The 21,596-nt window shown below is 55.8% G+C and carries 15 protein-coding genes; 12 read left to right on the forward strand and 3 right to left on the reverse strand.

From position 1 onward, the window contains the following. The first annotated feature begins 217 nt into the window (after positions 1-217). A complete protein-coding gene (ggt, locus tag KO1_RS07710; RefSeq protein WP_024274781.1) occupies positions 218-1,960 on the forward strand; it encodes a gamma-glutamyltransferase in 1,743 nt (580 codons plus the stop codon). Positions 1,961-2,010: 50 nt separating this feature from the next. On the opposite strand, the gene yhhY is transcribed toward ggt, so the two are convergent. Together yhhY and KO1_RS07720 are read right to left on the reverse strand one after the other, a co-directional pair. Further along, positions 2,011-2,502, reverse strand: coding sequence for an N-acetyltransferase (gene yhhY, locus KO1_RS07715; protein ID WP_004106504.1), 492 nt, complete (start codon positions 2,500-2,502; stop codon positions 2,011-2,013). A 250-nt stretch (positions 2,503-2,752) separates the two neighbouring features. Continuing rightward, a complete protein-coding gene (locus tag KO1_RS07720) occupies positions 2,753-3,412 on the reverse strand; it encodes a bactofilin family protein (RefSeq protein WP_004106503.1) in 660 nt (219 codons plus the stop codon). Positions 3,413-3,667: 255 nt separating this feature from the next. Between KO1_RS07720 and KO1_RS07725 the strand changes: the two genes are divergently transcribed. The 11 genes from KO1_RS07725 to glgP all read left to right on the forward strand — a co-directional run bounded on the left by KO1_RS07725 (position 3,668) and on the right by glgP (position 20,029). Further along, positions 3,668-4,705 (forward strand): oxidoreductase, encoded by a 1,038-nt coding sequence (locus KO1_RS07725; RefSeq protein WP_017145300.1) that lies wholly within the window; start codon positions 3,668-3,670, stop codon positions 4,703-4,705. A gap of 121 nt (positions 4,706-4,826) precedes the next feature. Continuing rightward, positions 4,827-5,522, forward strand: coding sequence for a pirin family protein (locus KO1_RS07730; RefSeq protein WP_023321717.1), 696 nt, complete (start codon positions 4,827-4,829; stop codon positions 5,520-5,522). Between the two features lie 224 nt (positions 5,523-5,746). Next, positions 5,747-6,742 carry a gluconate operon transcriptional repressor GntR gene (gntR, locus tag KO1_RS07735; protein ID WP_004106498.1) on the forward strand — a complete coding sequence of 332 codons (996 nt, stop codon included), beginning with the start codon at positions 5,747-5,749 and terminating at the stop codon, positions 6,740-6,742. 181 nt (positions 6,743-6,923) lie between these two features. Then, complete coding sequence (gntK, locus tag KO1_RS07740; RefSeq protein WP_004106496.1) at positions 6,924-7,454, forward strand: gluconokinase; 531 nt, start codon at positions 6,924-6,926, stop codon at positions 7,452-7,454. Further along, positions 7,454-8,794, forward strand: a complete 1,341-nt coding sequence (gene gntU, locus KO1_RS07745) for a gluconate transporter (protein WP_004106495.1) — start codon at positions 7,454-7,456, stop codon at positions 8,792-8,794. The genes gntK and gntU overlap by 1 nt, the downstream gene beginning before the upstream one ends. 449 nt (positions 8,795-9,243) lie before the next feature. Then, a complete protein-coding gene (gene asd / locus KO1_RS07750; protein ID WP_004106493.1) occupies positions 9,244-10,350 on the forward strand; it encodes an aspartate-semialdehyde dehydrogenase in 1,107 nt (368 codons plus the stop codon). Positions 10,351-10,598: 248 nt separating this feature from the next. After that, positions 10,599-12,785: a 1,4-alpha-glucan branching enzyme gene (glgB, locus tag KO1_RS07755; RefSeq protein WP_004106491.1), complete on the forward strand. Its 2,187-nt coding sequence runs from the start codon at positions 10,599-10,601 to the stop codon at positions 12,783-12,785. After that, on the forward strand, positions 12,782-14,758 hold the full coding sequence (gene glgX, locus KO1_RS07760; RefSeq protein WP_064406867.1) for a glycogen debranching protein GlgX: 1,977 nt from the start codon (positions 12,782-12,784) through the stop codon (positions 14,756-14,758). Before glgB ends, glgX begins: the two co-directional genes overlap by 4 nt. A gap of 80 nt (positions 14,759-14,838) precedes the next feature. Then, positions 14,839-16,134, forward strand: a complete 1,296-nt coding sequence (gene glgC / locus KO1_RS07765; RefSeq protein WP_004106488.1) for a glucose-1-phosphate adenylyltransferase — start codon at positions 14,839-14,841, stop codon at positions 16,132-16,134. After that, entirely contained in the window at positions 16,134-17,567 is a 1,434-nt protein-coding gene (gene glgA, locus KO1_RS07770; protein ID WP_004106486.1) for a glycogen synthase GlgA, read from the forward strand. The genes glgC and glgA overlap by 1 nt, the downstream gene beginning before the upstream one ends. A gap of 14 nt (positions 17,568-17,581) precedes the next feature. Further along, on the forward strand, positions 17,582-20,029 hold the full coding sequence (glgP, locus tag KO1_RS07775) for a glycogen phosphorylase (RefSeq protein WP_004106484.1): 2,448 nt from the start codon (positions 17,582-17,584) through the stop codon (positions 20,027-20,029). 52 nt (positions 20,030-20,081) lie between these two features. Here glgP and glpD read toward each other — a convergent pair whose 3' ends face one another. Further along, positions 20,082-21,590 (reverse strand): glycerol-3-phosphate dehydrogenase, encoded by a 1,509-nt coding sequence (gene glpD / locus KO1_RS07780; protein ID WP_023321714.1) that lies wholly within the window; start codon positions 21,588-21,590, stop codon positions 20,082-20,084. Between the last annotated feature and the right edge of the window lie 6 nt (positions 21,591-21,596).

Raw genomic sequence — 21,596 nt, forward strand, 5'->3', positions numbered from 1 at the left:
TCGTGGGATCGCTTAAGTCTACTCCGTTTCCGGCGTAACAATGATCTTTTAGGACTTATCAGCCAGGCTTATACCCTAAATAATTCGAGTCGCAAGAAGGTGGCTCCCGATGAGCTTACTCAGGTAAGCGATGCGGGTGACGAGCGCGGACAGCGTAAGTGCGGCCTGAAGTATAACGGGTATCGACGGGGATAAAACACAATTCAGGAGTATGACAATGAGAAGAACAACGCTCTGGCGTCAGGTGGTCATCGCTGCGCTGCTGGCGGGCGGCAGTTTTACCGTCGCGGCAGATCCCGCCCCGCCTCCGGTCTCGTATGGTGTAGAGGAAGATGTTTTTCATCCGGTTCGCGCTCAGCAGGGGATGGTTGCCTCGGTGGATACGCTGGCAACGAAGGTTGGCGTGGATATTTTACGTCAGGGCGGCAATGCGGTGGATGCTGCCGTGGCGGTGGGCTACGCGCTGGCGGTCACCCATCCGCAGGCCGGTAATATCGGCGGCGGCGGGTTTATGATGCTGCGAACCAAAGACGGTAATACCACGGCAATTGACTTCCGCGAGATGGCCCCTGAACAAGCCACCCGCGATATGTTTCTCGACGATCAGGGCAATCCGGACAGTAAGAAATCGCTGACCTCCCATCTGGCTTCCGGCATCCCGGGAACCGTGGCCGGCTTCTCCCTCGCGCTGGAGAAATACGGCACGATGCCGCTCAACAAAGTGATCCGTCCGGCCATTAAGCTGGCGGAAGAGGGCTTCACGGTCAACGATGCGCTGGCCGACGATCTGAAAACCTACGGCAGCGAAGTGATCCCCGACCATGCCAACAGCCGGGCTATCTTCTGGAAAAACGGCGAGCCGCTGAAAAAGGGCGATAAGCTGGTGCAAAAACAGCTGGGGAAAAGCCTGGAGCTGATTGCCGAGCTGGGGCCAGATGCCTTCTATAAAGGGGCGATCGCCGACCAGATTGCCGCGGAGATGAAGAATAACGGCGGACTAATCACCAAAGCGGATCTGGCGAATTACAACGCGGTTGAACGTACGCCGGTGAGCGGCGAGTATCGCGGCTATCAGGTGTTCTCCATGCCGCCCCCATCGTCCGGGGGCATTCATATCGTGCAGATCCTGAATATCCTCGAAAACTTCGATATGCATAAGTACGGCTTCGGCAGCGCCGACGCCATGCAGGTGATGGCCGAAGCTGAAAAGCACGCCTATGCCGACCGTTCGGAATACCTTGGCGATCCGGACTTCGTCAAGGTGCCGTGGCAGGCGCTGACCAGCAAAGCCTACGCTAAATCGATTGCCGGGCAGATTGATGTCAATAAGGCGAAGCCGTCGAGCCAGATTCGCCCCGGCAAGCTGGCCCCCTATGAAAGCAACCAGACTACCCATTTCTCGGTGGTGGATAAGGACGGTAACGCCGTTGCGGTGACCTATACGCTGAACACCACCTTTGGCACCGGTATCGTGGCGGGGAACTCAGGCATTCTGCTGAACAATCAGATGGATGATTTCTCAGCTAAACCCGGCGTGCCGAACGTCTACGGGCTGGTGGGCGGCGACGCTAACGCCGTCGAGGCGAAAAAACGTCCGCTGTCATCGATGTCGCCAACGATTGTGGTGAAAGATGGCAAAACCTGGCTGGTGACCGGTAGCCCGGGCGGCAGCCGCATCATCACCACGGTACTGCAGATGGTGGTGAACACCATCGACTTTGGGATGAACGTCGCGGAAGCCACCAACGCCCCGCGCTTCCACCATCAATGGCTGCCGGACGAACTGCGGGTAGAGAAGGGGTTTAGCCCGGATACGCTGAAGCTGCTGGAGAGCAAAGGGCAGAAAGTGGCGGTGAAAGAGGCGATGGGCAGCACCCAGAGTATTATGGTTGGCCCGGATGGCACGCTGTACGGCGCATCCGATCCGCGTTCGCCGGATGATTTAACCGCAGGGTATTAGGTTTACCCTCACCCCGACCCTCTCCCTGCCGGGAGAGGGTTAGTTGAGCGTCACCCCTTCAGCCGCGCCATAAAGTAGGCATCGACATATTCGCCGTTGCGCAGGGCATACTTTCTCCCCGTCCCTTCAATTTCAAAGCCTAATTTCTGATATACCGCAACCGCGGGAGCGTTATCCACAAACACCGTCAACTCAATACGGTCAACGCGGAGCCAGTTGTCGCACATGTCGATCATGGTGCGAATCAGCTCACTGGCAACGCCGCGATTGTGCCATCGTGAATCCACGCAAATGCCGAAATCGGCGACGTGGCTCCGGCGCGGGCGCTGGATAACCTCAATGGCGAGGTGTCCCACGACCTGGTCATCTATGCTGGCGACCAGCTGTTTGACGCCCGGTCGGTCGGTTAGTCGCTCGTGCCACATATGGCTGGAAGGATGAGGAACCTGTAGCGTATTGCGATATACCTCCGGCTGAGCATGGATCTGACGGATTGCGTCGTAATCTTTGGCTTCGGCATGGCGTATCACTATGTCGCTCATTCTTCATTTTCCTTGATGGGTTAATCGTCCTTCTAAACATCACTGACTTTAAAAGAGGGATCAACGACTATTTTTTGCAAAAAGAGGTGGACAAGTGCGAATGAGAATGATTATTATTGCTTTGCGTTCAGGGAGACCCTTGCGGAAAGCCTGAAAGCACGACATTGCTCACATTGCTTCCAGTATTACTTTAGCCAGCCGGGTGCTGGCTTTTTTTTTTGCTTTTTTTCAGCCTGCGCCCGGATGTGGGTTACTGCGCCGCTTCGGCAGTATGCGCTTCCGCTCTCTCTTTCGTTTCTACCGCGGTATCTGTGATGAATCCCACCACGTTGTTCTTTTCCGCGACCGGCGGCAGCACTTCTGCCTGGCCGGAAAACACGCCGCCCTTTTTAATGGCCAGCGTACGGTAGGCCAGCGTTCCGGTGACGTTACCGTTTTTATCGATTTCAATGGTATCGCTACTGCACTGGCCGATGACGCAGCCGTCAATAACCAGTTCGCGGCAGGTAATGTTTCCCTCCAGCAGGCCGCCGGTCATGATCTTAATTTGGTTCTCTTTCGCGTCGATATCGCCGCTCACCGTGCCGTAGATATCGACATTACCCGCCGCAATAATGTTTCCTTCAAAGCGCATGCCGCTGGCGATGACCGTGGTATCCGGCTTCCTGGCCGCAGAGGTGACTTTGTCGTTGACCGGCGCGGGTACGCTGGCTGGCTGTGGCGTAACGTCGATAGTTTTATTCTTTTTAAACATATGGTTAACCCGATGGTATTGAAAATGAAAAACGAAGGATGACAGGGAGAAAGAACCAGATAACAAGGCCATGTACGTGGATTCGAAGCACCATGCCAGCAGGCCAAGCAGCCAGAAGAGAAGAGCGCTATTTATGGCTAAATACTTGCTTTCCATGCGAATGAGATGGCTACTCCTTAGTCATCGTGGGTTGGAAAAGAGAAGGACGATGTGGCTTACTAACCGCCAGCGCGCTGGATAAAAAATGTTCTCTTCCTGAGGGTTTCTCTTATCCAGAAATTAGTCTGCGGGGTCAATCATTTTGAACGGTAAATTTAACATTTCAGAATATACCCCTTTGAATGTAGGGTTTAAGTTCGCTGCTGGCTTGCGCTATGGTTAATAGCAGCGATATTAACTAAGGACAGCGTTATGACTTTACACTGCGCATTTATTGGATTCGGCAAAAGTACCACCCGCTACCATCTTCCCTATGTTTTGCACCGAAAAGACAGCTGGCATGTGGCGCATATCTTCCGCCGCAGCGCCAGGCCGGAGGAGCAGGCGCCGCAGTATTCGCACATCCACTTCACCAGCGATCTCGATGAAGTGCTTAACGACCCGCAGGTCAAGCTGGTGATCGTGTGTACCCACGCGGACAGCCATTTTGACTATGCCAAACGGGCGCTGGAGGCGGGTAAAAATGTGCTGGTCGAAAAGCCTTTTACGCCGACACTGGACGAGGCGAAGACGCTATTCGCGCTGGCGAAAAGCAAAGGGCTGACGGTCACTCCGTACCAGAACCGCCGCTTTGACTCCTGCTTTCTGACCACGAAGAAAGTCATTGAGAGCGGCAAACTGGGGGAGCTCGTCGAGATTGAAAACCATTTCGATAACTATCGCCCGATAGATGGTGGAAAGCCTGGCCTGCCGCAGGATGGGACGTTCTATGGTCTGGGGGTCCATACCATGGACCAAATTATTGCTCTGTTTGGCCGCCCGGATCATGTGTCTTACGACATTCGTAGCCTGCGCAACCAGGCCAACCCGGACGATACTTTTGAGGCCCAGCTGTTCTACGGCAATCTGAAAGCGATTGTTAAATCCAGCCATCTGGTGAAGCTGCCCTACCCAAAATTCATCGTCCATGGTCATAAAGGGTCATTTATTAAATACGGTATCGACCAGCAGGAGACCAGCCTGAAGGCGAATATCATGCCCGGTGAGCCAGGATTCGGCGCGGACGATACGTTGGGCCTGCTGGAGTACGTCAATGAAGCAGGGGAAACCGTACGGGAAGAGGTTCCGCTTGAAACCGGCGACTATGGCCGCGTCTATGATTCGCTGTATGAAACCCTCGTTAACGGCCAGCCTAATTTCGTCAAGGAATCTGAGGTTCTCACGAATATCGAGATCCTTGAACGCGGCTTTGAGCAGCCGTCTCCCGCCACTATAACCCTTGCAGGATAAGCAACTCCGGCTCCTCTGTGCTTGTTCATATTTTTTGAACAGAGGAGTCAATTTTCACCCTCTATGATCGCCAGGGGATTGGGTCCACACTTATCCCATCGAAAACATATGGGGGTGCAACATGATCTACTTACGCAAAGCTAACGAACGCGGCCACGCTAACCACGGCTGGCTGGATTCCTGGCATACTTTCTCTTTCGCGAACTATTACGATCCTGACTTTATGGGCTTCTCGGCGCTGCGGGTTATCAACGATGACGTGATCGACGCAGGCCAGGGCTTCGGTACCCATCCGCATAAAGATATGGAAATTCTGACCTACGTGCTGGAAGGGGCCGTGGAGCATCAGGACAGCATGGGTAACAAAGAGCAGGTTCCGGCGGGTGAGTTTCAGATCATGAGCGCGGGTACCGGTATTCGTCACTCTGAGTACAACCCAAGCGCCACGGAAAAACTGCATCTGTACCAGATCTGGATTATGCCGGAAAAAAATGGCATCACTCCGCGCTACGAACAGCGCCGCTTTGACGCCGTTCAGGGCAAACAGCTGGTGCTGTCGCCGGATGCTCGCGAAGGCTCGCTGAAAGTGTACCAGGATATGGAACTGTACCGCTGGGCCCTGCTGAAAGATGAGCAGTCGGTGCATCAGATTGCCGCCGAACGCCGGGTGTGGATCCAGGTGGTGAAAGGTGAAGTCACCATCAACGGAACGAAGGCCACCACCAGCGATGGCCTGGCCATTTGGGACGAGCAGGCGATTTCCGTGCATGCTGACGGCGATAGCGAGATACTGCTGTTCGATCTGCCGCCAGTCTGATACGCGTCATCCTTCAAGCCGCATTTTTGTTGGCTCTCCTCACTCACCCCGGTCGCGTACCCCTTGTACGCTTCCGGGGGTTCGTTGCGTTGCCGCCTCAATGCAACTTGAATGATTTTGCGTATCCACTCTAAATTAATCTGTTAGCCCTCTTTTCTCCGGGAAGGTTGGGCTTTGTCCGTGATAAACTGAGAAAATGTCTCCCGTTTATCACAGTCAGGACGATGAAAAAGAAAAGACCCGTACTTCAGGATGTAGCCGATCTTGTCGGCGTGACCAAAATGACGGTCAGTCGCTATTTACGTAACCCGGAACAGGTTTCCGAAGCGCTGCGTGGCAAGATTGCCGTTGCTCTCGATGAACTGGGTTATATTCCTAATCGCGCCCCTGATATCCTCTCTAATGCGACCAGCCGCGCCATTGGCGTGCTGCTGCCCTCGTTAACTAACCAGGTCTTCTCGGAAGTGCTGCGCGGTATTGAAAGCGTAACCGACTCTTTCGGCTATCAGACTATGCTGGCGCACTACGGCTATAAGCCGGAAATGGAAGAAAAACGCCTGGAATCGATGCTCTCCTGGAATATTGACGGCCTGATCCTTACCGAACGGACCCATACGCCGCGAACCCTGAAGATGATTGAAGTCGCGGGTATCCCGGTTGTGGAGCTGATGGACAGTCAGTCGCCGTGCCTCGATATCGCCGTCGGCTTTGATAACTTTGAAGCGGCCAGACAGATGACCGCGGCGATTATCAATCATGGTCACCGTCACGTTGCCTATCTTGGCGCACGTCTTGATGAACGTACTATCATCAAACAGAAGGGGTATGAGCAAGCGATGCTTGATGCCGGTATGACGCCCTACAGCGTGATGGTTGAGCAGTCTTCTTCTTATTCATCGGGAATTGAGCTAATGCGCCAGGCGCGTCGCGAATATCCGCAGCTTGACGGCATTTTCTGTACCAACGATGACCTTGCGGTCGGCGCAGCGTTTGAGTGCCAGCGGCTGGGGCTTAAAATCCCTGACGATATGGCGATTGCCGGTTTCCACGGCCACGATATTGGTCAGGTGATGGAGCCGCGTCTGGCCAGCGTGCTGACGCCGCGTGAGCGTATGGGGCGGATTGGCGCTGAACGTCTGCTGGCGCGGATACGCGGTGAAGCGGTGACGCCTAAGATGTTAGATTTAGGTTTCACATTGTCACCGGGCGGATCTATTTAAACTGACAAATTTGAAGTAGATCACACATATTCACATCTGGCACGAATGGTTATTGCTTCTCCACTACTCCGGCATGACAATGTTACCGATAACAGTTACCCGTAACAATTAATCTGTACGCCAGTATTCCACGCCGTTAAACGCTGCCAGGCTGCGCGTATGTGTCCAGTGGGAGGAAGCTTTGAGCACGACTAACCATGATCACCACATCTATGTCCTGATGGGCGTTTCCGGCAGCGGGAAATCCGCTGTCGCCAGCGAAGTGGCGCATCAACTGCACGCCGCGTTTCTCGACGGCGACTTTCTTCATCCGCGCAGCAATATCAACAAGATGGCTTCCGGCGAACCGTTAAATGACGACGACCGCACCCCGTGGCTGCAGGCGCTGAACGATGCCGCCTTTGCTATGCAGCGCACCAATAAAGTGTCGCTGATTGTCTGCTCCGCGTTGAAAAAGAGCTATCGCGACATCCTGCGTAAAGGTAACCCGAACCTCTCCTTTATCTATCTGAAAGGTGATTTTGCGGTTATCGAACAACGTCTGAAGGCGCGTAAAGGCCACTTCTTTAAGACTCAGATGCTGGTTACGCAGTTTGAGACGCTGCAGGAACCGGGCGCGGATGAAAGCGATGTGTTAATCGTCGATATCGACCAGTCATTGGAAGGCGTGGTCGCCAGCACCATTGAGGTGATCAACAAAGGCAGTAACTAGTGAGTACATTAACGCTTGTTTTGACAGCAGTCGGCTCCGTTTTGCTGCTGCTGTTTTTAGTCATGAAGGCGCGTATGCATGCCTTCGTGGCTTTGATGGTGGTTTCTATTGGAGCAGGGCTTTTTTCCGGAATGCCGTTAGATAAGATCGCGGCGACGATGGAAAAAGGCATGGGCGGCACGCTGGGTTTTCTGGCTATCGTCGTCGCGTTAGGGGCTATGTTTGGTAAGATCCTGCATGAAACCGGCGCGGTCGACCAGATTGCCGTTAAGATGCTGAGATCTTTCGGCCACAATCGCGCCCATTATGCGATAGGTCTGGCCGGGCTTATCTGCGCGCTGCCGCTGTTTTTTGAAGTGGCGATCGTGCTGCTGATCAGCGTGGCTTTCTCAATGGCGCGCCATACCGGCACCAACCTTGTGAAGCTGGTGATCCCGCTGTTTGCTGGCGTAGCCGCCGCGGCCGCGTTCCTGCTGCCGGGGCCTGCGCCGATGCTGCTCGCCTCGCAGATGCATGCCGACTTTGGCTGGATGATCCTGATTGGCCTGTGCGCCGCTATCCCGGGGATGATTATTGCCGGGCCGCTGTGGGGTAACTTCATCAGCCGCTATGTTGAACTGCACATTCCGGACGATATTAGCGAGCCACACCTTGGCGAAGGCAAAATGCCGTCGTTCGGCTTCAGCCTGTCGCTGATTCTGCTGCCGCTGGTGCTGGTTGGCCTGAAAACCATCGCCGCGCGCTTTGTGCCGGAAGGTTCTACCGCTTACGAATGGTTTGAGTTTATCGGCCATCCGTTTACCGCGATTCTGGTGGCGTGCCTGGTGGCTATCTATGGTCTGGCGGTACGTCAGGGAATGGCTAAAGATCGGGTGATGGAGATTTGCGGTCATGCGCTCCAGCCTGCGGGCATCATCCTGCTGGTCATCGGTGCGGGCGGGGTGTTTAAACAGGTGCTGGTCGACTCCGGCGTAGGCCCTGCCCTCGGTGAAGCGTTAACCGGTATGGGCCTGCCGATTGCCATCACCTGCTTCGTGCTGGCGGCGGCGGTGCGTATTATTCAGGGTTCCGCGACCGTTGCCTGCCTGACGGCAGTCGGGCTGGTGATGCCGGTTATTGAACAGCTGCACTACAGCGGCGCGCAGATGGCGGCGCTCTCTATCTGTATCGCCGGCGGTTCTATCGTGGTCAGCCACGTTAACGACGCGGGCTTCTGGTTGTTCGGCAAGTTTACCGGCGCGACCGAAGCGCAAACGCTGAAAACCTGGACGATGATGGAAACCATCCTCGGCACCGTCGGGGCGATTGTTGGTATGATTGCGTTTACGCTGTTGAGCTAAACGCCAAAGTGATAACCCGGCGGAGCGAAGCGATGCCGGGTTAATTTCATGCTCGACTTATATCGAAAACCTTTAGCTTTAACCCTCTCCCGATCTGCCACTATCAGAAATACGATAAACGTCATACGGCTCACAAACCCACGCCACGCCTGGTTTTTTCGGTCTTCTCCGCAAGAATAAAACAACCCAATTTCTGCTGTAATCCATAATCTTGATCAATAAAATAGCGGCGGAAAATATTCCCTTCTCAATCTAAATTCCCTGATAATTATTCGGGTATTCCGGGGTGCCAGTGACGGCGGCCGCCAGGCAAAATTAGCTGCGTTACTGATTGCCTGGCAATCATTGATTAATTTCACTTGCGACTTTAGCTGCATTTTGTAATGTGAAGGACTAACCAGTAGGAAACTGGCCTGGAACAAACAGCACACACCTCGCAGGAATACGTTATGAAAAATGTTGGTTTTATCGGCTGGCGCGGAATGGTCGGCTCTGTCCTCATGCAACGCATGGTAGAAGAGCGCGATTTTGACGCCATTCGCCCTGTTTTTTTCTCCACCTCCCAGTTGGGGCAGCCTGCTCCATCCTTTGGTGGCAGTACCGGTGGCACGCTTCAGGATGCATTCGATCTGGAAGCACTGAAGGCGCTGGACATTATTGTCACGTGTCAGGGCGGCGATTACACCAACGATATTTACCCGAAGCTGCGTGAAAGCGGCTGGCAGGGCTACTGGATTGACGCCGCCTCTTCGCTGCGCATGAAAGACGACGCCATCATTATTCTTGACCCGGTGAACCAGGATGTCATTACCGCAGGTCTGAACAACGGCGTTAAAACCTTTGTCGGCGGCAACTGTACCGTTAGCCTGATGCTGATGTCCCTCGGCGGCCTGTTTGCTCAGGATCTGGTTGAGTGGGTGAGCGTGGCGACTTACCAGGCGGCTTCCGGCGGCGGTGCGCGTCATATGCGCGAACTGCTGACCCAGATGGGCCAGCTGCACAGCCATGTTGCGGCTGAGCTGGCGGATCCGGCTTCCGCAATCCTGGAGATTGAACGCAAAGTCACCTCTTTGACCCGCAGCGGCGAACTGGCGGTGGATAACTTTGGCGTTCCTCTGGCGGGCAGCCTGATCCCATGGATCGACAAACAGCTGGATAACGGCCAGAGCCGTGAAGAGTGGAAAGGCCAGGCGGAGACTAACAAAATCCTCGCGACCGCCTCACCGATTCCGGTAGACGGCCTGTGCGTTCGCGTTGGCGCGCTGCGCTGCCATAGCCAGGCGTTTACCATCAAGCTGAAAAAAGATGTTTCTATTCCGACCGTTGAAGAACTGCTGGCCGCGCACAACCCGTGGGCCAAAGTGGTGCCGAACGATCGTGATATTACTATGCGTGAGCTGACCCCGGCTGCCGTCACCGGCACCCTGACCACCCCGGTGGGGCGCCTGCGTAAACTGAATATGGGGCCGGAGTATCTGTCGGCGTTCACCGTTGGTGACCAGCTACTGTGGGGGGCCGCCGAGCCGCTCCGCCGTATGCTAAGACAGCTGGCGTAGTCGTCACAAGATGAGAAAAGGGGTGTTGAAACACCCCTTTTTTTTGCGTAATACAAGGAGTAAACGCGAATGTTAGATTTTTCCCAACGGAGGTAACTCAGCCTTGGCTATGCTTTAAGTAAGGAGTCATGACGTCTCCTTACCTGAAGGTGGGACGGAGCAGGGGGACGCGTAACGTGCTGCGCCGTTCAGGTCAAAAAAAAGTCGCCAGATACAGGAAAGGGCGACACCTACAACAGGATGAAACCATGTCTAATCGTATCGATAAGGACGTGATTAATGCGCTTATCGCCGGCCATTTTGCGGATCCTTTTTCCGTGCTTGGCATGCATTACACCGACGCCGGGCTGGAAGTTCGTGCATTATTACCCGATGCCACCGAAGTGTGGGTCATTGAACCAAAAACCGGACGCAAAGTCGGCAAGCTGGAATGCCTCGACTCGCGCGGTTTCTTTAGCGGCGTTCTGCCGCGTCGTAAAAATCCTTTTCGTTATCAGTTGGCTGTCACCTGGCACGGGCAGCAGAATCTGATCGATGACCCGTATCGTTTTGGCCCGCTGCTGCAGGATCTGGATGTCTGGCTGCTGTCGGAAGGCACGCACCTGCGTCCGTATGAAACGTTGGGCGCGCATGCCGATACTATGGACGGCGTGGTCGGCACGCGTTTCTCGGTCTGGGCGCCTAACGCCCGTCGGGTGTCGGTCGTCGGCCAGTTTAACTACTGGGATGGTCGCCGCCACCCGATGCGCCTGCGTAAAGAGTCCGGCATCTGGGAGCTGTTCGTTCCCGGCGCGCTGAACGGCCAGCTGTATAAATTCGAGCTGATTGATGCCCACGGCAACCTGCGGGTGAAGTCCGACCCTTACGCTTTTGAAGCGCAGATGCGCCCGGATAGCGCCTCGCTCATCTGCGGGCTGCCGGAAAAGGTCCAGCAGCCGCCGGAGCGCAAGCTGGCTAACCAGTTTGATGCGCCAATCTCGATTTATGAGGTGCACCTCGGCTCCTGGCGTCGCCATACCGATAATAACTTCTGGCTGAGCTACCGCGAGCTTGCCGACCAACTGGTGCCTTATGCCAAATGGATGGGCTTCACCCATCTTGAACTACTACCGGTTAATGAGCATCCGTTTGACGGCAGCTGGGGCTATCAGCCAACCGGGCTATATGCGCCAACTCGTCGCTTCGGCACCCGGGAGGATTTCCTCTACTTTATCAACGCCGCGCACGCTGCGGGCCTGAACGTGATTCTGGACTGGGTACCCGGCCATTTTCCGGCGGATGATTTCGCGCTCGCCTCGTTTGACGGCACCTCGTTGTATGAACATAGCGACCCGCGCGAAGGCTACCACCAGGACTGGAACACCCTGATTTACAACTACGGTCGTCGCGAGGTCAGTAATTATCTGGTCGGCAATGCGCTGTACTGGATCGAACGCTTCGGCATTGACGCGCTGCGGGTTGATGCGGTGGCATCAATGATTTATCGCGACTATAGCCGCAAACAGGGCGAGTGGGTGCCGAACGAATTCGGCGGTCGGGAAAACCTTGAAGCCATTGAGTTTCTGCGCAATACCAACCGCGTGCTGGGCGAGCAGACGCCGGGCGCGGTGACGATGGCGGAAGAGTCGACCGATTTCCCCGGCGTGTCTCGTCCTTCCTCCACCGGCGGGCTCGGCTTCTGGTTCAAGTGGAACCTTGGCTGGATGCACGACACCCTCGACTATATGAAGCTGGACCCGGTGCATCGCCGACATCATCACGACAAGATGACCTTCGGTATGCTCTACAACTACACCGAAAACTTTGTCCTGCCGCTCTCTCATGATGAGGTCGTGCACGGCAAAAAATCGATTCTCGACCGTATGCCGGGCGATGCCTGGCAGAAGTTCGCTAACCTGCGCGCGTACTACGGCTGGCTGTTTGCCTTCCCCGGTAAAAAGCTCCTGTTTATGGGCAATGAGTTTGCTCAAGGGCGAGAGTGGAACCACGATACAAGCCTCGACTGGCATCTGCTGGAAGGCGGCGATAACTGGCACCACGGCGTTCAGCGGCTGGTGCGCGATCTCAACCATACTTATCGCCACCATAAAGCGCTGCATGAACTGGATTTTGACCCCTACGGATTTGAATGGCTGGTGGTGGACGACCACGAGCGCTCGGTCTTTATCTTTGTTCGTCGCGACAGGGCGGGTAACGAAATTATCGTCGCCAGCAACTTCACGCCAGTGCCGCGCCATGAGTATCGCTTTGGCATCAACCAGCCTGGCCGCTGGCGTGAAGAGCTGAACACCGACTCTATGCACTACCACGGTAGCAATACCGGCAACGGCGGCGTCGTCGAGAGCGACCCGATCGCCAGCCACGGTCGTGAACACTCGCTCTCCATTACGCTGCCGCCGCTGGCGACGGTATGGCTGGTGCGGGAGGCGCAATGATCGCACTCACGGCAGGAAAGCCCGCGCCTTTAGGGGCCAGCTACGACGGTAAGGGCGTGAATTTCGCGCTCTTTTCCGTCCATGCGGAGCGGGTGGAACTCTGCGTGTTTGACGAGCAGGGCAATGAGCGGCGAGTCGACCTAGCCGCACGCAGCGGCGATATCTGGCACGGCTGGCTCGCCGATGTCGGGCCAGGTCTGCGCTACGGCTACCGCGTCCACGGCCCCTGGGACCCGGCGCAGGGGCACCGTTTCAATCCGGCAAAGCTGCTGCTCGATCCCTGCTGCCACCAGGTGGATGGCGGACTGCCTGACGACGAGCGACTTCACGGCGGCGATAGCGTTCCCGATAACCGCGATAGCGCGGCAATAGCGCCGAAGTCGCGGGTAATCGACCTCCATTATGACTGGCGCGGCGATAAGCCGCCGCGCACGCCGTGGGGCCAGACGGTGATTTATGAAGCCCACGTCAAGGGGCTGACCTGGCTGCACCCTGAGCTGCCGGAAGAGATCCGCGGCACCTACAAAGCGCTGGGTCATCCGGTGATGATCGAATACTTCCGCGCGCTCGGCATTACTGCACTAGAGTTAATGCCGGTGGCGCAGTTCGCCAGCGAACCGCGTCTGCAGAGGATGGGGTTAAGCAACTATTGGGGCTACAACCCGCTGGCGATTTTTGCCCTCGATACGCGCTACGCCAGCGCGCCGGAGCAGGCGTTAAACGAATTTCGCGATGCGGTAAAAGCGCTGCACGCGGCAGGTATTGAAGTGATCCTTGACGTGGTGTTGAACCATAGCGCGGAGATAGACCTGGAAGGGCCGACCTTCTCCCTGCGCGGAATCGACAACCGTAGCTATTATTGGATCAGGGAAGACGGTGATTACCACAACTGGACCGGCTGCGGGAACACCCTCAACCTCAGCCATCCCGGGGTGGTGGAGTATGCGCGCCAGTGTCTGCGCTTTTGGGTCGATGAGTGCCACGTCGACGGTTTTCGTTTCGACCTCGCCTCGGTAATGGGGCGGACGCCAGAGTTTCGTCAGGATGCGCCGCTGTTTGAGGCCATTCGTAACGATCCGCGGCTGGCGGAAGTGAAGCTGATTGCCGAGCCCTGGGATATCGGTCCCGGGGGCTACCAGGTCGGTAACTTTCCGCCGTTGTTTGCTGAGTGGAACGACCATTTCCGCGATACCGCACGTCGATTCTGGCTACAGCAGAACGTCTCGCTGGGCGACTTCGCGCTGCGTTTTGCCGCATCGAGCGACGTTTTCCAGCGTAACGGCAGAGCGCCGTCGGCGGCGATTAACCTGGTCACCGCGCACGATGGTTTCACCCTGCGCGACTGCGTTTGTTTCAATCAGAAACACAATGAGGCAAACGGGGAGGAGAATCGCGATGGGACTAACAATAACTACAGCAACAATCATGGTATAGAAGGATTAGAAGGGAGTCTTGCCGTCATTGAGCGGCGCCGTGCCAGCGTTCACGCTCTTCTGGCGACGCTACTGCTGGCGCAGGGAACGCCGATGCTGCTGGCGGGTGACGAACACGGTCACAGCCAGCATGGTAACAACAATGCTTACTGTCAGGACAATGCGTTGACCTGGCTGGACTGGAACCATACTAACCGCGGGCTGACCGCGTTCACCGCCGCGTTGATTCATCTGCGCCAGCGTATTTCGGCTTTAACCGATAATTGCTGGTGGCAGGAGGGAGACGGCAGCGTTCGCTGGTTAAACCAACATGCTCAGCCGCTGTCCGCTGATGAATGGCAGCACGGTGCGCCGCGCATGCAGATCATATTGTCCGATCGCTGGCTGATGGCGCTGAACGCCACCGCCGAGGTGGCAGAGATGGTTTTACCCGCGGGGGAATGGCGCGCCATTCCACCTTTCGCCGGAGAGGATAATCCGGTCACTATGGCTGTCTGGCATGGGCCCGCGCACGGAGTGTGCGTATTTCAAAGGTCGTAACCTCGGGGCTTCCGGTTGGTCTCGAAGCGGCGGCGCGACGAGAAGGGCAGGCAAGCTGGGGAGTAAAAAAGGAGTTAATTATGGTTGGGGTAGAAAAGAACGATCCATTGATGCTGGCGCGTCAGTTGCCGATCAAATCCGTTGCGCTGATCCTTGCCGGGGGACGTGGTACCCGTCTGAAGGATCTGACCAATAAACGCGCGAAACCTGCTGTCCATTTCGGCGGCAAGTTCCGTATTATCGATTTTGCGTTATCTAACTGTATTAACTCAGGTATTCGTCGTATCGGCGTCATCACCCAGTATCAATCGCATACTCTGGTGCAGCATATTCAGCGCGGCTGGTCTTTTTTCAATGAAGAGATGAACGAATTTGTTGACCTGCTGCCCGCCCAGCAAAGGATGCAGGGAGAAAACTGGTATCGCGGCACCGCGGACGCGGTGACGCAGAACCTCGACATCATTCGTCGCTACAAGGCGGAGTATGTCGTCATCCTCGCCGGCGACCATATCTACAAACAAGACTACTCGCGGATGCTTATCGACCATGTCGAAAAAGGCGCGCGTTGCACCGTTGCCTGTATGCCGGTGCCTATTGAAGAAGCACGGGCGTTCGGCGTAATGGCGGTGGACGAGAGCGATAAGATTATCGATTTCGTCGAAAAACCGGCTAACCCTCCGGCGATGCCGGGCGATGCGAGCAAATCGCTGGCGAGTATGGGTATCTATGTCTTTGACGCGGATTACCTTTATGAGCTTCTGGAAGAAGACGACAGCGATGAAAGCTCCAGCCACGATTTTGGTAAAGACATCATTCCGAAAATCACCAAAGCTGGCATGGCTTATGCACATCCTTTCCCGCTTTCCTGCGTGCAGTCCGATCCGCAGTCTGAGCCCTATTGGCGGGATGTCGGGACCCTGGAAGCGTACTGGAAAGCCAACCTCGATCTGGCTTCGGTGACCCCGGAACTGGATATGTACGATCAGAACTGGCCGATTCGCACCCATATGGAGCCTCTGCCTCCGGCGAAATTCGTTCAGGACCGCTCGGGTAGCCACGGGATGACCCTCAACTCGCTGGTCTCCGGCGGCTGTATCATCTCCGGTTCGGTGGTTGTGCAGTCGGTGCTGTTCCCGCGCGTGCGGGTGAATTCATTCTGTAATATTGATTCGGCAGTCTTGCTGCCAGAGGTTTGGGTTGGCCGTTCATGCCGCCTGCGTCGCTGCATTATTGACCGTGCCTGCGTGATACCGGAAGGTATGGTTGTTGGTGAGAACGCGGAAGAGGATGCACGCCGTTTCTACCGCTCGGAGGAAGGTATCGTGCTGGTCACCCGCGACATGCTGCGGAAATTGGGGTACCCACAGGAGCGCTAATGCAGGTATTACATGTATGTTCAGAGATGTTCCCGCTGTTAAAAACCGGTGGACTGGCGGATGTGATCGGCGCGCTGCCTGCAGCGCAAATTGCCGGGGGCGTTGATACGCGCGTACTGCTGCCCGCGTTTCCTGATATCCGCCGCGGCGTGACGGATGCGCAGGTGGTAACGCGCCGGGAGACGTTTGCCGGGCGTATCACTTTACTGTTCGGCCACTTTAACGGCGTGGGCATCTATCTGATTGATGCTCCGCATCTCTACGATCGTCCGGGGAGCCCTTACCACGATACCAATCAGCATGCCTATACCGACAACGTGCTGCGCTTCGCGCTGCTGGGCTGGGTAGGCAGCGAGATGGCCTGCGGCCTGGATCCTTTCTGGCGTCCCGATGTTGTTCACGCCCACGACTGGCATGCGGGGCTGACCCCTGCCTATCTGGCGGCGCGCGGCCACCCGGCGAAGTCAGTCTTTACGGTGCATAACCTGGCCTATCAGGGGATGTTCTACTCGTGGCATATGAACGACATTGAGCTGCCCTGGTCGTTCTATAACGTTCATGGCCTCGAATTTAACGGTCAGATCTCCTTCCTGAAGGCGGGTCTTTACTACGCCGACCATATTACGGCGGTTAGTCCAACCTATGCCCGCGAAATCACCGAGCCGCAGTTCGCTTACGGGATGGAAGGGCTGCTGCGCCAGCGACAGCATGAGGGCCGCCTTTCGGGGATCCTCAACGGAGTGGATGATCATATCTGGAATCCGGAAAGCGACCTGCTGCTGGCCGCGCGCTATGACCGCGATCGGCTGGAAGAGAAGGCTGAGAACAAACGTCAGCTGCAAATCGCCATGGGGCTGAAGGTGGATGATAAAGCGCCGCTGTTTGCCGTGGTTAGCCGTTTGACCAGCCAGAAAGGGTTGGACCTGGTGCTGGAGGCGCTGCCGGGCCTGCTGGAGCAGGGCGGTCAGCTGGCGCTGCTGGGGGCTGGCGATCCGGTACTGCAGGAGGGCTTCCTGGCCGCTGCGGCCGAGCATCCGGGCAAAGTCGGCGTTCAGATTGGCTACCATGAGGCATTCTCTCACCGCATTATGGGCGGCGCCGACGTGATTCTGGTGCCCAGCCGTTTTGAACCGTGCGGCTTGACCCAGCTGTACGGCCTGAAGTACGGCACGCTACCGCTGGTGCGGCGCACCGGCGGTCTGGCAGACACCGTTTCCGACTGCTCGCTGGAGAATCTCGCCGACGGTCTGGCTACCGGCTTTGTTTTTGAAGATAGCAACGCTGTGTCGCTGCTGCGGGCCATTCGACGCACGTTCGTCCTGTGGTCGCGCCCATCGCTCTGGCGTTACGTCCAGCGCCAGGCGATGAATATGGATTTTAGCTGGCAGGTTGCCGCAAACTCTTACCGCGAACTTTATCAACGCTTGCTGTAACCAGGAGCAAAGCTATGAATGTACCTTTTAGCTACTCATCACCCACCCTGAGCGTTGAGGCGTTAAAGCACTCTATTGCTTATAAACTGATGTTTATTATCGGTAAAGATCCGGCTATCGCGAACAAGCATGAATGGCTTAATGCTACGCTGTTCGCCGTTCGCGATCGCATGGTTGAGCGCTGGCTACGTTCAAACCGGGCGCAGCTCTCTCAGGAGGTGCGCCAGGTATACTATCTGTCGATGGAATTTTTGATTGGCCGTACTTTATCCAACGCGCTGTTATCGCTAGGTATTTATGAAGATGTGAATAGCGCGCTGGAAGAGATGGGGCTGAATCTTGAAGAGCTGATTGATGAAGAGAATGATCCGGGCCTGGGCAACGGCGGCCTGGGGCGTCTGGCCGCCTGCTTCCTTGACTCGCTGGCGGCGCTGGGTTTACCGGGCCGTGGCTACGGTATTCGCTACGACTACGGCATGTTTAAGCAAAACATCGTCGATGGGCGGCAGAAAGAGTCCCCGGATTACTGGCTGGAGTATGGTAACCCGTGGGAATTTGAGCGCCACAATACGCGCTATAAAGTGCGTTTCGGCGGCCGCATTCAGCAGGAAGGTAAACATTCACGCTGGGTGGAAACCGAAGAGATTATTGCTGAAGCCTACGATCAGATTATCCCGGGTTTTGATACCGACGCCACCAATACGCTGCGTCTGTGGAGCGCGCAGGCCAGCAGCGAGATTAACCTCGGTAAATTTAATCAGGGCGACTACTTCGCGGCGGTGGAAGATAAAAACCACTCCGAGAACGTGTCGCGGGTACTTTATCCGGATGACTCCACCTATTCCGGGCGCGAACTGCGCCTGCGCCAGGAGTATTTCCTCGTGTCGGCGACGGTACAAGATATCCTCAGCCGCCACTACCAGCTGCATAAAACCTACGCCAATCTGGCGGATAAAATCGCGATTCATCTCAATGACACGCACCCGGTGCTGTCGATTCCGGAGCTGATGCGCCTGCTGATTGACGAGCATAAGTTCAGCTGGGATGAGGCGTTCGAGGTAACCTGCCAGGTCTTCTCTTATACCAACCATACCCTGATGAGCGAAGCGCTGGAGACCTGGCCCGTCGACATGCTGGGTAAAATTCTGCCGCGTCATTTGCAGATTATTTTCGAGATTAATGACTATTTCCTGAAGACCCTGCAGGAGCAGTATCCCAACGATACGGCGATGCTGGGTCGTACGTCGATTATCGACGAGTCTAACGGGCGTCGCGTCCGTATGGCGTGGCTGGCGGTGGTGGTAAGCCACAAGGTCAACGGCGTGTCGGAGCTGCACTCCCGGCTGATGGTTGAGTCGCTGTTTGCCGAATTTGCCAAAATTTTTCCGATGCGCTTCACCAACGTCACGAATGGCGTGACTCCGCGCCGCTGGCTGGCGCTGGCGAATCCGCCGTTGTCAAAAGTGCTGGATGAAAATATCGGTCATACCTGGCGCACGGATTTAAGTCAGCTGAAGGAGCTGGAGCAGCATATCGACTATCCGAAGGTCAATCAGGCGGTACGCCAGGCCAAGCTGGAAAACAAGCAGCGGCTGGCGAACTACATCGGCCAGCAGCTTAACGTGGTCGTCAACCCGAAAGCTCTGTTTGATGTGCAGATCAAGCGTATTCACGAGTACAAACGTCAGTTGATGAACGTGCTGCATGTGATCACTCGCTACAATCGCATCAAAGCCGATCCTGACGCTGAGTGGGTACCGCGAGTGAATATTTTCGCCGGAAAGGCGGCTTCGGCTTACTATATGGCGAAGCATATTATTCATTTAATTAATGATGTCGCGGCGGTAGTGAATAACGATCCGGAAGTTGGCGATAAGCTGAAAGTGGTATTTATTCCTAACTACAGCGTTAGCCTCGCGCAGCTGATCATTCCGGCGGCGGATCTCTCCGAGCAGATCTCTCTGGCAGGGACGGAGGCGTCCGGTACCAGCAACATGAAGTTCGCGCTTAACGGCGCGTTAACCATTGGTACTCTGGATGGCGCTAACGTTGAGATGCAGGAGCACGTTGGGGCGGATAATTTCTTTATCTTCGGTAATACGGCGGAACAAGTTGAAGCCCTGCGGGCCAATGGCTATAAACCGCGTGATTACTACGAGCAGGATGAAGAGCTGCACCAGGCGCTGACGCAGATTGGCACCGGCCTGTTTAGTCCGTCTGAACCGGGACGTTACCGCGACCTGCTGGATTCGCTGATTAACTTCGGCGACCACTATCAGGTTCTGGCGGATTACCGTAGCTACGTGGATTGTCAGGATAAGGTGGATGAGCTGTACCGTCATCCGGAGGAGTGGGCCAATAAAGCGATGCTGAATATCGCTAATATGGGTTACTTCTCGTCCGACCGCACGATTAAAGAGTATGCCGACCATATCTGGCATATCGATCCGGTAAGGCTGTAACGGGGTTGCCATAAAAAAACGGGGCCTACGGGCCCCGTTACTATTTACGCTGTTATGACGCCAGCGACAGCTCAGACTTTCCCGCGTGCTGCGCCAGCCATTCGCTAATGCGCGCCTGCTGTTCCTCCGTGAGCCACATGCCCTGCTTGGTCCGCCGCCAGATAGCGTCATCCAGTGAACGAACCCATTCATGTTCAACCAGATAGCGCAGTTCGGCTTCAAAAAACTCATGACCGAAATGTTCGCCCAGATCGTCCAGCGAGGTCGCCTTATCAAGGATCAACTCGCTGTTGCTGCCGTAGGTGCGGGCGTAATGGCGGGCCATCGATTCACTGATAAACGGGAAGCGGCGGCGCAGCTTAGCCGCATAGTCATCACGGTCGCCGCCGATATCGCCGCCGGGCAGCACCGCAGTTTTGGTCCATGCCGGGCCAATGCCTTTGTAGTAAGGCGTCAGTTTCTCCAGCGCGTGTTCGGCCAGCTTACGGTAGGTGGTGAGCTTACCGCCGAAGACCGATAGCAGCGGCGCCTGGCCGTTCTCATCATGAATATCGAGGGTGTAGTCGCGGGTGATCGCCTGCGGTGAATCAGATTCATCATCGCACAGCGGGCGCACGCCCGAGTAGGTCCAGACAATATCGTCCCGCGTGAGTTGTTTTTTAAAGTGAGCGTTATAGACGTTCAGCAGATAGTTAACCTCTTTGTCATCGATCGCCACCGCTTTTGGATCGCCTTTATATTCGACGTCGGTGGTGCCGATGATGGAGAACTCGTCCATCCACGGGATCACAAAGACAATGCGTTTATCTTCATTTTGCAGGATATAGGCCTGCTTCTGCGTATGTACGCGCGGTACGACGATATGACTGCCTTTAATCAAGCGGATACCGTACGGAGAACGCAGGTGCATCCCCTCGTCGAAGAACTGTTTGACCCACGGGCCGGTCGCGTTAACCAGACCGCGCGCCTGCCAGGTGAACTTTTCACCGCTATCAATATCTTCCGCTTCGACAATCCACAAACCGTTTTCACGTTTTGCTGAAATGGCGCGGGTGCGCGTGCGTACTTCTCCACCTTTACGCACAACCATCTGGGCATTGGCCAGCACCATGCGCGCATCGTCGACCCAGCAGTCGGAATATTCGAAACCGCGCACGATTTCAGGTTTAAGTACTGATTCTGTACCAAAACGCAAACCGGTTGATCCAGGCAGGCTGGTGCGCTTACCGAGATGGTCGTACATAAACAGGCCAATGCGGATCATCCACGCCGGACGCAGGTGCGGGCGATGCGGTAAGCGAAAACGCATCGGGAAGGCGATATGCGGGGCCATTTTTAATAACACTTCACGCTCGGCCAGCGCTTCGCTCACCAGGCGGAATTCATAGTGTTCGAGGTAGCGCAGCCCGCCGTGAATCAGCTTTGAGCTGGCGCTGGATGTCGCGCAGGCCAGATCGCGCGCCTCCAGCATCAGCACGGATAAACCACGCCCTGCGGCGTCTGCCGCGATACCGGCACCGTTGATGCCTCCCCCTATCACAATCAGATCTTTGGTTTCCACGCTGCT

It is taken from the genome of Klebsiella oxytoca NBRC 105695 (genome assembly GCF_001598695.1).
Classification (GTDB): Bacteria; Pseudomonadota; Gammaproteobacteria; order Enterobacterales; family Enterobacteriaceae; genus Klebsiella; species Klebsiella oxytoca.

Bases quoted from the DNA above. Each gene is read 5' to 3' on its own strand.
- ggt (WP_024274781.1), top strand. From the start codon at position 218: ATGAGAAGAACAACGCTCTGGCGTCAGGTGGTCATCGCTGCGCTGCTG.
- yhhY (WP_004106504.1), bottom strand. From the start codon at position 2,502: ATGAGCGACATAGTGATACGCCATGCCGAAGCCAAAGATTACGACGCA.
- KO1_RS07720 (WP_004106503.1), bottom strand. From the start codon at position 3,412: ATGGAAAGCAAGTATTTAGCCATAAATAGCGCTCTTCTCTTCTGGCTG.
- KO1_RS07725 (WP_017145300.1), top strand. From the start codon at position 3,668: ATGACTTTACACTGCGCATTTATTGGATTCGGCAAAAGTACCACCCGC.
- KO1_RS07730 (WP_023321717.1), top strand. From the start codon at position 4,827: ATGATCTACTTACGCAAAGCTAACGAACGCGGCCACGCTAACCACGGC.
- gntR (WP_004106498.1), top strand. From the start codon at position 5,747: ATGAAAAAGAAAAGACCCGTACTTCAGGATGTAGCCGATCTTGTCGGC.
- asd (WP_004106493.1), top strand. From the start codon at position 9,244: ATGAAAAATGTTGGTTTTATCGGCTGGCGCGGAATGGTCGGCTCTGTC.
- glgB (WP_004106491.1), top strand. From the start codon at position 10,599: ATGTCTAATCGTATCGATAAGGACGTGATTAATGCGCTTATCGCCGGC.
- glgX (WP_064406867.1), top strand. From the start codon at position 12,782: ATGATCGCACTCACGGCAGGAAAGCCCGCGCCTTTAGGGGCCAGCTAC.
- glgC (WP_004106488.1), top strand. From the start codon at position 14,839: ATGGTTGGGGTAGAAAAGAACGATCCATTGATGCTGGCGCGTCAGTTG.
- glgA (WP_004106486.1), top strand. From the start codon at position 16,134: ATGCAGGTATTACATGTATGTTCAGAGATGTTCCCGCTGTTAAAAACC.
- glgP (WP_004106484.1), top strand. From the start codon at position 17,582: ATGAATGTACCTTTTAGCTACTCATCACCCACCCTGAGCGTTGAGGCG.